Consider the following 13,816-nt stretch of genomic DNA (forward strand, 5'->3'; position numbering starts at 1 on the left):
TTATGAAATGGAACCGAAACATCAAAAACAAAGGTAACGCGAGTTAATGCAGTTTAGATGTCGAACAGCTTAACAAATCCAACTTCTTTCAGAAGCCGACACAGATGTCGTCCAAAGTAGGGATGGCCACCCCGCAATGCCGTTACCTCCTTTAATTTCTTCTTGAGATTCTCCACTGACAAAGGTGGATCGGTCAGCCAAAACAGATCCCCATCGGCATCGATAATTACCAGTTTTCCCCCAGGCTTCAAGATGCGGAATATTTCTCTAGCTGCTGCGACAGGATCGGGGAGGTGAAGGAACAGCAAACGGGCGATCGCAAAATCGAAAGTGTTAGCCGGTAAGCCCGTATCCCCAACCGATGCTTGCACGTGATTTACTCGATAGCCCCCTTTGTCCTGCAAATATTCTGCTGCTTTTTCCTGCAGTACGGGGTCGATTTCAACCGCTGTTATCGAACTGTTGGGCAGCAATTCTACCAGTTTTTCGGTGAAGAATCCCGGCCCGCTACCCGCTTCCATAACATTCATCCCGTCGGTCAAGCCGAACCACTTTAAAGTGCGCGCTTCCTTTTCCCAACTGAGGTGAACTTGAGCTTTTAACCGCTGGATTTCTGTCTCAAGGTCTCGATTGAAGGTGCTTGCTTGATACGAACCTTCTGCTGTCATAAAATCATCCTTTTTCCTGCTACGACACCTAGATTATAATAGAACTGCGCTTTAGCGCAATTCTCGTTGCGGACATCCCCAACCTCAGTTGGCGGACAGATGCAGGACGGGAGCCACGTAATTCCTCTATTCTAAGAAGATGACCGAGACGATTTTAGATTGGGGAGTTGGGATTTTGAATGAGAATTTCAGCGGTTTAAAACCCCTAGTTTCAACTAGGTCACAAATCGAAAATCGTAAATCCCAAATCTATAATGGGTTGACGGATTACCTAAACTGACGATGTTGTGTGGCAACGAATCAACTATGCCCCAGACTTTACCTCAACCGGAGAAACGAACTTTTTTAGTTGTGGATGACCATGCGATGGTGTTAGGTGGCACGCTTAACATTCTGAAGCAAGAATATCCAGAGGCAGACATTCTGACGGCTCCGACGGCTCAGGCAGCCCTTGAGCAAATAGCGCAGACGACCCCGGATTTGGTGATTGTGGATCTGGTGATGCCAGAGACGATCGGCGAAACGGCTCAAGCAAATTCAGGGCTTCAACTCCTCAAAACGTTGATGGAGCAGTATCCGAGTCTGAATATTGTGGTGCAGAGTGCCCATGTTCGGACTTTAGTTTGGCTGAAACCGTCGATCGACAATCACATGGGCGGCTTCACAGTTGTCGATAAGAGCCAGCCGATGAAAGACTTGCTGGCAATGGTTGATTGGGCGCTGCACGAGCGGATTTATACACCCAGAGAGATCCGCAATGGGCTGCAACTCAAACCCGCTTGGATGCAGGTGTTGCAATTTGCTTTTCACGAGAGCTTGCAGGATACTGCGATCGCCAAACGAATGAATGTTTCTGAACGCACTGTGCAGTATTACTGGACTAAGATTCGAGATGTGCTAGAGGTGTATCCTGATGATGATAAGAATCTGCGGATTCAAACGGAAGTGCGAGCTAGGGAAGAAGGATTGATTGATTAGTGAAGCGCGATCGATGGCAAGCAGTGAAATCGGAGGTCACGACTTGGGGACGAGGAGCGCTTCCAGGGTTGATGGTGATTGTCGCTGTGATGATGGCTAGATTGAGCGGTGCGCTTCAGTTTTGGGAGTTGGTTGCGTTCGATCAATTTCTGCGTTTGCGTCCTCCTGAGTCAATGGATGAACGGATTGTAATTGTCGGCATCACTGAGGAAGATATTCAACGCGCTAGAACTTATCCGATTCCCGATCGCGATATTGCCGATTTACTCAAACGCTTGCAGGCCTATCAACCGATCGCGATCGGGCTGGATATTGTCCGCGATATTCCGGTTGAACCGGGTAATGCTGAACTGACATCGGTGTTTCGCAGCAGCAAGAATGTGATCGGAGTGGAGATTGCTTTGCCCGATCGCAGTGGCTTTACCGTCGCACCTCCGCCCGGGCTACTACCCGAACAGATTGGCTTTGCAGATTTCGTACTCGATGCGGATGGCTACCAGCGCCGCAGTTTATTGGGCACTAACAACGATCGACAGGAATACCGTTTTTCCTTCGCGCTCCGGCTGGCAGAACTCTATTTAGCAACCCGAGGAATTAAGCTAAGTAATGGAATTCGCGATCGGGAGGCGATGCGCTTTGGCAGCATTGAATTTACCAGAGTGCAGTCAAACTCTGGCGGATATGTGGGGGCGGATGCAGGCGGCAACCAAATTTTACTGAATGTTCGCAGCGGGACAATGCCATTTCGCGTGCTTTCCCTGGAGCAAATCAAGGCGGGACAAGTAGATCCGAACTGGATTCGAGGCAAAATTGTGCTGATTGGGATGATGTCTTTTAGCGCGAAGGATTTGGCAAGTTCGGGCGCGATCGCAGGTATCAATCCCGGACGGATTTACGGAGTCGAAATGCAAGCCCACGAAACCAGCCAGATGATTAGCGCGGTGCTTGATCGGCGAGCGTTGCTTCAGGTTTGGGGGGAGGGCTGGGAAACGCTCTGGATTGCGGTCTGGGGACTCTTGGGGATGAGTTTGGGACGATTTCTGCGATCGCCCGGGAAAATTTTGATCGGACTCTTAGTCGCCAGCATTAGCCCGATCGCGCTCTGTTACTGGCTGATTCTTTTGGGATGGTGGGTGCCGATCGTGCCTGTGTTGCTCGTACTCGTGTTGAATGGGGCTGGGTTGACCGCAGCGTTATTTTATCGCCACGAACAGGAACTCCGACTGCGGTTGGAGGAACGTCAATTTGCGATCGAGCAGACCTTTAATGCAATTCATAGCGGCCCGTTACAAACATTGGTGGGAATTTTGAGAACTGCTCAAGAACAAGCAACACCGCCGTTATTTCTACCGGAGCTGCAACGATTGAATCAAGAATTGCGGGCAGTTTACGGCTCTGTGCAACGAGACGCCATCGCAGATGAACCGCATCTCCGCATGGGGAGTGCGATCGAATTGGCCCTGCAGGCTCCATTGCATGAATTGCTCTATAAGGTCTATTCCAACACGCTCGAACAAGAATTGCCCTACCTCAAAACGATCAAATTCAAAATTGTGCAGTTCGATCCCTTGAACACCTCGCATCTGCGGTTGGAACACAAGCGAGCACTCTGCCGCTTTCTGGAAGAAGCGCTCTGCAATGTCGGGAAACACGCGATCGAAGCCACTCGCTTGACCGTAATTTGCACTCAAGAAGGCGATCGGCAGGTGATCCGGGTGGCGGATAATGGTAGGGGGAAACCGTCTCAGTCAGAAATGCTTAGCTTGGCTCAAATTGATCGAGACAGGGAAATAACCGAAGATCCAAACCCTAAAATCCAACCTTCAGGATTAGGAACCCAGCTTGCAAAGAACTTAGCCAAACAATTAGGGGGAACCTTTCGGCGCTACCCAAATGTACCGAGGGGGACAGTGTGCGAGTTAACTTGGTCAGCCAAACGGCGCTGGTTCTGGTAATTGGTTGGGTTCACCCTTGTCAAATCCGAGCTAATTGAGATGATATCTTGCACCATTTTCAATAAGGCTTTTATGAACGGGCAGGATGCCCGTTCCACAAGAAATTCACTCTTTGTGGAACGGGCATCTTGCCTGTTCTTGAGAATGGTTTAAGAGCTCAGATATAACGATCGACAACACGGCAACTCTGGATAGGGCAATGCCCAAGGCGTATCAACTTAAGCTGTCAGTCCACCCAGTCCTCCCGCCCACCCGGCAGTCCGCCAGGGAATGAATTCCCTGTCTCATAGCGAAAGTCCTCTCAAAGAGGACTGAAGAACTCATTAGTCGTCTGAAGACGAGTTTCGCTTTGAGGCAGGGGTTTAAACCCCTGCCGGACTGCCGGACTGAGGGTTTGCCCTTAAGCTGACACCAATATCTTTGCACCTTCCCGCAAACAACGCTTGCGGGCAGTCCTCTATTGTGTTTTTGTATTGTTGATTACTGTAGAAATAGTTACAGAGGGGATTGCGATGATGACTCACGAGTTGAAGCGTCGAACCGTTTACTCTGCGGGCATTGCGAGTTTAATGCTGAGTGTTTCGTTCTGGATCGCTCCTGTAGCGCTGGCAAAATACACTCCTCCTCAAAACCCTTCTAAACCGAAAGAAACGGGGACGAATACCACTCGCGGCGGCAGTTGCGAAGCTAATTCATCGGCGAGATTGACTGCCTTAGTGCCGTTTAGCCATGTGGGAGAGACGATTTCTGGGCATCCAACCTTTACCTGGTTTGTACCCGATAGCCCTCCTCGTCCGCTGCAATTCCGGCTGTTTACTCGCACGGGACAACTGCTCTACAGAACCGAGATGCAGAGTCAGCCAGGAATAATGTCGGTGGCTTTGCCCTCAAATCTGCCCCAACTGTCGATCGGGCAATCCTATCAGTGGCAAGTGGTGTTGGTCTGCGATCCGGATGATCCTCCGAGCAATGTGGTGGCGGCGGCAGAAATCCAAGTCGTTGGGCCTGCGGCGTCGTTGCAGACTCAACTTGCAGCCGCGCAAACTCCCCAACAGCGGATCGACCTGTATGCGGAGTCTGGGCTGTGGTATGACGCGATCGCCGAAGCGCGCAAAGCCTCTGAGATTTCTCAAAACCAAGCGGCTGTGCTGGAATTGCTAGATGCTCTTGCTAGTTCGGAAGCCGAACCTTTGAAAGACTGGAGCGATCGATTGAAGCAAATTAGGGCGATCGAACAACAGCGCCAAGGACAGCGCTAACCCTCGCAATCCAAAGACTAAATCCTATGAAATCTTTCTCGCTAAAATTGCTTAAATCCAGCAATTGTAAAGTGCGATCGGGCTTTCTCTTTCCCCTAGCCTTTTGCCTTTTATCTGTTGCCTTGTATATTCCTCTGCACTCCCCACTTCCGGCTAGTGCTCAGGCGATCGATGCTCGTAAAACTGAGGCTGATCGGCTAATGCAGCAGGGGATACAACAGGAAGAGACTGGCCAATTAAGAGCAGCGCTGAATTCCTGGCAACAGGCACTGGAAATTTATCGCGCTCTCAAAAACCGCCTTGCGGAATGTGTATTACTAGGCTTTTTGAGAAGCACTTACTACCATCTGGGCAACTCGACCAAAGCCATTGAGTATGGGGAGCAGAGTTTAGCCATCGCCCGCGAAATTAAACATCGCCAATTGGAGATTAGTGCACTAGGCACTTTAGGGATCGCTTACCGCTCTGTGAGCGACTATGCCAAAGCCATTGAGTATGCACAGCAATATTTAGCGATCGCCCGCTCCATTAAAGACCGCAAATGGGAGGGTTTGGCACTAAGCTTTTTGGGAGGGGTTTACCTCGAGCTGGGCAACCATGCCACAGCCATTGAGTATGCACAGCAATATTTAGCGATGGCCCGCAAAATTAAAGACCGCAAATGGGAGGGTAATGCACTAAACTTTTTGGGAACTGCTTACATCTATCAGGGCAACTATGCCAAAGGCATTGAGTATCCACAGCAGAGTTTAGCCATCGCCCGCAAAATTAAAGACCGCGTTGGGGAATGTGTGGCACTAAGGGAGTTGGGAACTGCTTACATAGATCTGGGCAACTATGCCAAAGGCATTGAGTATGTACAGCAGAGTTTAGTCATCGCCCGCGAAATTAAGGATCGCAAACAGGAAGGTGCGGCACTAAGGGAGTTGGGAACTGCTTACATAGATCTGGGCAACTATGCCAAAGGTATTGAGTATGCACAGCAGAGTTTAGTCATCGCCCGCGAAATTCAAGATCGCCGAATGGAAGCTGCAGCACTGGGGGATTTGGGAACTGCTTACCTCGATATGGGCAACTATGCCAAAGGCATTGAGTATGCACAGCAAGATTTAGGCATCGCCCGCGAAATTAAAGACCACCTTGGGGAAGGTTGGGCGCTCAACAACCTGGGAGTGGCGTTTTTAAAAGCTGGCAACCCAACAGAAGCTGAAAAAATGCTGATCGAGGGGATTCAAGTTTGGGAATCGATGCGGCAAATGCTCGGCTCCAACGACGCGAATAAAGTCTCCATCTTTGAGAAACAAGCTCGCACCTATCGGACTTTACAACGAGTCAGGGTGGCTCAGAATAACCCGATCGCGGCTTTAGAAATTGCCGAACGGGGACGCGCCCGTGCCTTTGTCGATCTCCTGACACAGCGCTTATCATCTGATTCTGCCAATCCGGTTATCGCCACTTCTCCTGATCGGGAGCAAATTCGCCAAATCGCCAAAGCACAAAATGCCACTTTGGTTCAGTATTCCATCATCTACGACAACTTCCAGATTCAGGGAAAAAGCGAACCGCGAGAATCCGCGCTCTACATCTGGGTAATTCAACCGACAGGCGAAATCACCTTCCGCGAGGTAGACCTCAAACCCCTCTGGCGGCAGCACAACGCCTCCCTAGCCAGCTTGATCGTGGGCAATCAAGAATTCCTCGCCGTCCGCAGTCGCAGCAGTCTTGGCTCCACCCAACCCCAACCCAACTTACCGACACTGCATCAACTGCTGATCGATCCCATTGCCAGCCTCCTACCGAAAGATCCCAATGCCCACGTCATTTTCATTCCTCAACGTTCCCTGTTCCAGGTGCCCTTCCCCGCCCTACAAGATGAAGGCGGCACTTACTTAATCGAAAAACACACGATTCTCACCGCCCCTTCGATTCAAGTATTAGATTTAACCCGACAGCAACGACAGAAGTTAGCGCAGAAGCCAGTCAACAGCAGCAGGGCTCTAGTCTTGGGTAATCCCACCATGCCTAGTGTGTCTCTGTCTCTGGGAGAACCGAAACAGCAATTGTCTCCTCTACCTGGAGCCGAAGCAGAAGCTAGAGCGATCGCCCCTCTACTCAAAACCCAAGCCATCACAGGCGCTCAAGGGACAAAAGCTGCGATCGTTCAAAAAATGCCCCAAGCATCGATTATTCACCTGGCAACGCATGGATTGCTGGATGATGTGCGCGGATTGGGAAGTGCGATCGCTATGGCTCCTTCTGGTAGCGATGACGGCTTATTGACCGCAGAAGAGATTTTCGACATGAAACTGCAAGCAAGCTTAGTTGTTTTGAGTGCCTGCAACACTGGAGAAGGCAGGATTACCGGGGATGGGGTGATTGGTTTGTCGCGCGCTTTGATTTCAGCAGGAGTGCCGAGTGTGATTGTTTCTTTATGGGCGGTTCCCGATGCGCCGACATCGGAATTGATGCAGTTGTTTTATCAAAACTTGCAAAATAATCCCGACAAAGCACAGGCACTTCGGCAAGCAATGTTAACTACGATGAAAACTCATCCCCAGCCGCGAAATTGGGCGGCATTTACTTTGATTGGGGAGGCAGAGTAAGTTTTTATTAATAGCGGATTGGCTCAATGTTTTTATCCTAAATTTTCTCCTAAATTATATCAATTCCGGTTGTACCGGAATGATGGAGCCGACGGCAGTGCCGTTTCCCTACCCAAAATAACATTGTAGGGAAACGGCACTGCCGTCTCCTTTTTGGATACTAATAATTCCGATGCAATCGGAAACGATCTTTATTCTTTAGTCGGCGAAGGCCGACTTTGTTTTTGTAGACGCGGTTTCAACCGCCGAGTTATCTTCTTAATCTCAAAACTGATGGAAGTGAACCATCTACTATACATATTCACATACTTTGCACTTTCCCGCAATCTATTTTGCACCTCCTACTTAATCAAGTCTGTGGATAGAACGAATGATTTTCCCATCTGGGTTCCTTAAGATTTAAGTCAAGTGTTAAGAGGATTTTTTTTATGGCTTTACAACCCGATCCGTCAGAACTTCAACGATTAATTGGCGACAATACATCCGAAGTTGTTACTTTGTCGATCGCAGATGCAACTAATTTTCCTTTAGGAGTTTGGATGCTTGCAGGTGACGATGTAGTCACTGGCTCAACAGCTAATGATTTGGTTTGTGGCAATGAAGGAGAAGATTTTATCAGCGGGGATTTGGGCAACGATTCTTTATTCGGAGGAAAAGGTAAAGACTTCCTGACTGGAGAAGAGGGAAATGACTCTCTCAGCGGCGGTCAAGATGCAGATTTTATAATAGCTGATGCAGGGAACGATATTCTCTTGGGTGGCAGAGGCAATGATTTGTTAATCAGCCTTAGCGGAAATGACACTCTGGTGGGAGGTTTGGGTCACGATATTTTAGGAGGTTTGGATGATGATTCAATCACAATCGGGGGCAGCAACTTGTACGTCATCCAAGCAGAACCCGGAGTTAGGGATGTCAATAATGCGGATTTTATTGTAGGTTTCAGAGGTGGCCTCGATCGCATTGGATTGGCCGGCGGTTTGAATGCTAGCGATGTAGACTTGCAATACGTGACCGATGTCACAGTTTTCTTTGGGTTTGATGCACCAGAAAGTTTCAAACTATTTGCCCCGCCCGGTTCATGGGATACTCAACCGATAGAGAGTGAAGGCACTCTAATTAAAGTTAGGAATTCCGGCGACATAGTAGGCTTTGTGCCAAATGTAAGAGTGGCAGATATTCAAGGTAGTATTATCTCTGCTCAGGGATTTTAATTCCTTGTTATAGCTTCGTAGCGAGGAATTTATTCCTCATCAATGGCTCTTGAAAACTTCAGTGCCTAAAAGCGACATTTATATCTAAAAGAGGACTAATGAGTTATATTCTTTAGTCCTCTTTTAGAGGACTTGCGCTATGAGACAGGGAATTAATTCCCTGGCGGACTGTGGAATGAATCTTTGTTCGCGATCGCCTCTCAATCTTAAGACTGATGGAAGTGAACCATCTACTCTACATATTCACATACTTTGCACTTTCCCGCAATCTATTTTGCACCCCGTACTTGATCAAGTCTGTGGGTAGAACGGATGATTTTTCGATCTGTGCTGCGTAAGATTTAAATCAAGAATGAATCTAATTATCTGAGGTTTTAAATTATGTTAGACATCACAACTAATCCTAACGATCGCCTTTATTTCAATCAACAGCCAAACGCGATAGCCCAATCCACATTTCCGGCTAACAGCGAGTTGCTCAGCCGAGCGATCGAGCCATTGAATATTCCTGGTTATAGTGCTGAATCTAGCTTGACTAATCCCACAGCATCCAGCTTCGACCAACACACACAGATCGCAGATTTTATTGTAGCTAATGCAGGCGAGGGTCTCAGTGTCTCTGCGGGCGATCGAGTTAGTGGCGATGTCGCCGATGCTCAACTCAAACCGCAGTCAGAATCGGCGATCGCAAACGCAGATCCACTAACAGGAACGATATCTGCTTCCCAGTTGAATTTCGCCGATCCAGGGAACTCTCTTTCGACAGCTCGTAATATTGTTGGTGTTCAGAACGGTAACATCAACTTAACTGATTTTGTGGGAACAGGCGATACCGAGGATTTCTACCGATTCGATATCAACACTAAGAGCAATTTTAACCTGCGTCTCGACGGTTTGAGCGCGGATGCTGACGTAGAGCTAATTCAAGATAGAAACCGCAACGGTGTAGTCGATTTTGATGAATATGTTGACTTCTCTGAAGAGAGTGGCACAGTCCCCGATGCTATTAATGTGCCCAATTTGGCTCCTGGAACCTACTATGTCCGAGTCTCTAGCTACTCAGGATCTACCAATTACAACCTAAATCTTTCTGCAACCGCTGTTCCTGTAGTGCCAGATATTACGACACCTAACGGTGTTTATAATACTAACTACGGCTACGGTTTGGTGAATGCAAATGCAGCAGTTTCTCACACCTTAAACCGCTCAAGTCTTTTCCCTGCTCTTCCCGATAGGGGTGGGAATAGCTGGTCGCTAGATCTCATAAATGCGCCGGAAGTTTGGAATCAGAACATTACAGGAAATGGGATTGTTGTAGCTGTCGTGGATAGTGGTGTTGACTACACCCATCCTGACTTGGATGAAAATATTTGGCGGAACGCTGGTGAAATTGCTGGAAATGGCATTGATGACGATGGCAACGGATATATTGATGATATTCGGGGTTGGGATTTTGTGGCTAGCGACAACAACCCTATGGATCTGGATTTCTACGGTCACGGGACCCACATAGCAGGTGCGATCGCGGCGGAACAAAATAATTTTGGCATCACAGGAGTTGCGCCCAATGCTAAGATTATGCCTGTCAGAGTGTTGTCCGCCTTCGGCAGTGGGAATCCGAATAATGTTGCTGCTGGAATCCGCTATGCTGCTGATAATGGAGCCAATGTAATTAACCTCAGCTTGGGAAATGAGTTTGTCCCTTCCAACGTAATAAATAACGCAATTGAGTATGCAAATAACAAAGGCTCTGTTGTGGTTATGGCAGCCGGAAACGCGGGTGTTGACCAACCAGATTATCCAGCTCGTAATGCCGATCGCTGGGGAATTGCCGTGGGCAGTATTGATATAAACGGCAGCATGGATGACGACTCTAACCGTGCGGGTTCCACACCTTTGAATTACCTAGTTGCTCCGGGAGTAGACATCTATTCTACAACTCCCTATAACACCTATGACACCCTAACTGGCACATCTATGGCAACGCCACAGGTAGCCGGTGTAGCGGCTTTAGTTTTGAGTGCCAATCCGACTTTAACTCCAGCTCAAGTTGAGCAAATTTTGACCACAACAGCTAATCGAAATGGGTTAACAGGATAGCATTACAAATTTCCACTTAAGTCCTGCGGGCGTTAATCGAGCATTAGAGCAGACGGCTCTGGATATGGACGATCTAAACACGCCAGGTTTTGATTTTGGACTTGACTATGCCAGTGGGTAATGGTTTGATTCAAACCGATCGGGCGATCGCTAAAATAGTCGTCTAATTCAGATTAGAGTCCCCATCCCTGCGGCGAGATTGGGGAGGGAGAGTAAACTTCTATGAAGGACGATCGCCTGTGGCAGATTGAGGCGATCGCACGACGACAGCAGAAAGAGCGATCGGGCTAATTCTCTAACTTCCAACTCTAGAATCCTATGCTGTATTCCCCATTTAAGCGAGTCAAATCAACCCATTCTAGGCTCACTAATGTTTTCCTAGCTTCCATTTCCCTGTTCCTGCTTGCCACTATCCCCCTATTAACTACTCCTGACTCTCTCTTCCCAGCGATCGCTCAAACTACCGATGCTCGTCAAGCAGAGGGCGATCGACTGTTGCGGCAGGGGCTTCAACAGTATGAGACTGGCCAAGTCCAAGCAGCCCTGAATTCCTGGCAACAGGCACTGCAAATTTATCGCGCCCTCAAAAACCGCCTTGGGGAAGGGGCAACACTAGCCTTTTTGGGAAATGCTTACCGCTTTCTGGGCAACTATGCCAAAGCCATTGAGTATACACAGCAGAGTTTAGCCATCGCCCGCGAAATTAAAAACCGCGGAATGGAAGGTTTTCCACTGAGGATTTTGGGGAAAACTTACCTTAGTCTGGGCAACTATGCCAAAGCCATTGAGTATGCACAGCAATATTTAGAGATCGCCCGCGAAATTCAAGACCGCGAGGGGGAAGGTACGGCACTGGGCATTTTGAGAGTCGCTTACCTCGATCTGGGCAACTATGCCAAAGCCCTTGAGTATTCACAGCAGAGTGTAGCCATCGCCCGCGAAATTAAAGACCGCCAAAGTGAAGGTGAGGCACTGATCGATTTGGGACTCACTTACCTCTATCTGGGCAACTATGCCAAAGGCATTGAGTATTCACAGCAGGGTTTAGCCATCGCCCGCTCCATTAAAGACCGCCGAGGAGAAGGTATAGCACTGGGGAATTTGGGAGGCGCTTACCTCTATCTGGGCAACTATGCCAAAGCCATTGAGTATTTCCAGCAACACTTAGTCATCGCCCGCTCCATTAAAGACCGCAAAAGTGAAGGTGAGGCACTGGGGAATTTGGGAGCCGCTTACAGCTTTCTGGGCAACCATGCCAAAGCCATTAAGTATGCACAGCAATATTTAGAGAACGCCCGCTCCATTAAAAACCGTCAAGGAGAAGGTTTAGCACTGGGGAATTTGGGAGTTGCTTACTTCAATCTGGGGAACTATGCCAAAGCCCTTGAGTATTTACAGCAATATTTAGCGATCGCCCGCGAACTTAAACAGCGCCACGAAGAAGGTGCGGCGCTCAACAACCTCGGAGCGACGTTCTTGAGAGCTGGCAACCCAACAGAAGCTGAGAAAATGCTGATCGATGGGATTCAAGTTTGGGAATCGATGCGTCAAATGCTCGGCTCCAACGACGCGAATAAAGTCTCCATCTTTGAAGAACAAGCTCGCACCTATCGGACTTTACAACAAGTTCGGGTGGCTCAGAATAACCCGATCGCCGCCTTAGAAATTGCCGAACGGGGACGTGCTCGTGCCTTTGTCGATCTCCTGAGTGAACGCTTATCTTCAGGTTCTACCAATCCGGTGATTAACACTTCTCCCAACCAGGATCAAATTCGCCAAATCGCCAAAGCACAGAACGCCACTTTGGTGCAGTATTCCATCATCTACGATATCTTCCAGATTCAGGGCAAACGAGAAGGGCGTGAATCGGCACTCTACATTTGGGTGATTCAACCCACGGGCGAAATTACCTTCCGCGAGGTAGACCTCAAACCCCTTTGGCAAAAACACAACGCCTCTCTAGCCAGCTTAATTATTGGCAATCGAGAATTTCTCGCCGTTCGCAGTCGCAGCACTCTTGGCTCCACCCAACCCCAACCCGACTTACCGACACTGCATCAACTGCTAATCGATCCCATTGCCAGCCTCCTACCCAAAGACCCTAATGCCCACGTCATTTTCATTCCCCAAGGTTCCCTGTTCCAGGTGCCCTTCCCCGCCCTGCAAGATTCCGGCGGCACTTACTTAATCGAAAAACACACGATTCTTACCGCCCCTTCGATTCAAGTATTGGATTTAACCCGACAGCAACGACAGAAGCTAGCACAGAAGCAATCCCACAGCGGCAGGGCTCTAGTATTGGGCAATCCCACCATGCCTAGTGTGTCTGCCTATCTGGGAGAGCCCAAACAGCAATTGTCTCCTCTACCGGGGGCTGAAGCCGAAGCGCTCGCGATCGCGCCTCTGCTCAAAACCCAAGCTATCTTAGGCCCACAAGGTACAAAAGCTGCGATCGTTCAAAAAATGCCCCAAGCATCGATTATTCACCTGGCAACGCATGGATTGCTGGATGATGTGCGCGGATTGGGAAGTGCGATCGCTATGGCTCCTTCTGGTAGCGATGACGGCTTATTGACCGCAGAAGAGATTTTCGACATGAAACTGCAAGCAAGCTTAGTTGTTTTGAGTGCCTGCAACACTGGAGAAGGCAGGATTACCGGGGATGGGGTGATTGGTTTGTCGCGCGCTTTGATTTCAGCAGGAGTGCCGAGTGTGATTGTTTCTTTATGGGCGGTTCCCGATGCGCCGACATCGGAATTGATGCAGTTGTTTTATCAAAACTTGCAAAATAATCCCGACAAAGCACAGGCACTGCGGCAAGCAATGTTAACTACGATGAAAACTCATCCTGGGCCGCGAAATTGGGTGGCATTTACTTTAATTGGGGAGGCAGAGTAAGGACGATCGCTCTAATCTGCTTGTTGCGATCGATCTGATATATGTTGTGCATTGAAATTGTATATTTCAATCCCATATCAAAAATTGTAAAATCCTCTCCCCCTCTTCCCCTCTAATACCATAGACAATCTATATGCACGACAG

General features: G+C 48.8%; 9 protein-coding genes. 7 read left to right on the forward strand and 2 right to left on the reverse strand.

Features of this window, described 5'->3' with window-relative positions:
- Nucleotides 1–53: 53 nt before the first annotated feature.
- A complete protein-coding gene (locus QUA04_RS07190; RefSeq protein ID WP_333255204.1) occupies nucleotides 54–668 on the reverse strand; it encodes a class I SAM-dependent methyltransferase in 615 nt (204 codons plus the stop codon).
- Between the two features lie 306 nt (nucleotides 669–974).
- Between QUA04_RS07190 and QUA04_RS07195 the strand changes: the two genes are divergently transcribed.
- From QUA04_RS07195 to QUA04_RS07220, 6 genes are all read left to right on the forward strand, one after another.
- Nucleotides 975–1,646, forward strand: coding sequence for a response regulator transcription factor (locus QUA04_RS07195; RefSeq protein WP_333255206.1), 672 nt, complete (start codon nucleotides 975–977; stop codon nucleotides 1,644–1,646).
- On the forward strand, nucleotides 1,646–3,601 hold the full coding sequence (locus tag QUA04_RS07200) for a CHASE2 domain-containing protein (RefSeq protein ID WP_333255209.1): 1,956 nt from the start codon (nucleotides 1,646–1,648) through the stop codon (nucleotides 3,599–3,601). Before QUA04_RS07195 ends, QUA04_RS07200 begins: the two co-directional genes overlap by 1 nt.
- 512 nt (nucleotides 3,602–4,113) lie before the next feature.
- Complete coding sequence (locus QUA04_RS07205) at nucleotides 4,114–4,860, forward strand: DUF928 domain-containing protein (RefSeq protein ID WP_333255211.1); 747 nt, start codon at nucleotides 4,114–4,116, stop codon at nucleotides 4,858–4,860.
- A gap of 26 nt (nucleotides 4,861–4,886) precedes the next feature.
- Complete coding sequence (locus QUA04_RS07210; RefSeq protein ID WP_333255213.1) at nucleotides 4,887–7,463, forward strand: CHAT domain-containing protein; 2,577 nt, start codon at nucleotides 4,887–4,889, stop codon at nucleotides 7,461–7,463.
- 428 nt (nucleotides 7,464–7,891) lie between these two features.
- Nucleotides 7,892–8,674: a calcium-binding protein gene (locus tag QUA04_RS07215; protein WP_333255215.1), complete on the forward strand. Its 783-nt coding sequence runs from the start codon at nucleotides 7,892–7,894 to the stop codon at nucleotides 8,672–8,674.
- Nucleotides 8,675–9,055: 381 nt separating this feature from the next.
- Nucleotides 9,056–10,774: a S8 family serine peptidase gene (locus QUA04_RS07220; protein ID WP_333255217.1), complete on the forward strand. Its 1,719-nt coding sequence runs from the start codon at nucleotides 9,056–9,058 to the stop codon at nucleotides 10,772–10,774.
- Nucleotides 10,775–10,942: 168 nt separating this feature from the next.
- Here the strand turns inward: QUA04_RS07220 and QUA04_RS07225 are convergent, their stop codons facing one another.
- Nucleotides 10,943–11,080: a hypothetical protein gene (locus tag QUA04_RS07225; protein WP_333255219.1), complete on the reverse strand. Its 138-nt coding sequence runs from the start codon at nucleotides 11,078–11,080 to the stop codon at nucleotides 10,943–10,945.
- A gap of 12 nt (nucleotides 11,081–11,092) precedes the next feature.
- Here QUA04_RS07225 and QUA04_RS07230 point away from each other — a divergent pair, with 12 nt between their 5' ends.
- Nucleotides 11,093–13,672 (forward strand): CHAT domain-containing tetratricopeptide repeat protein, encoded by a 2,580-nt coding sequence (locus QUA04_RS07230; RefSeq protein WP_333255221.1) that lies wholly within the window; start codon nucleotides 11,093–11,095, stop codon nucleotides 13,670–13,672.
- Nucleotides 13,673–13,816: the final 144 nt, after the last annotated feature.

The organism is Microcoleus sp. S13_C5 (genome assembly GCF_036700845.1).
Lineage (GTDB): Bacteria > Cyanobacteriota > Cyanobacteriia > Cyanobacteriales > Microcoleaceae > Microcoleus.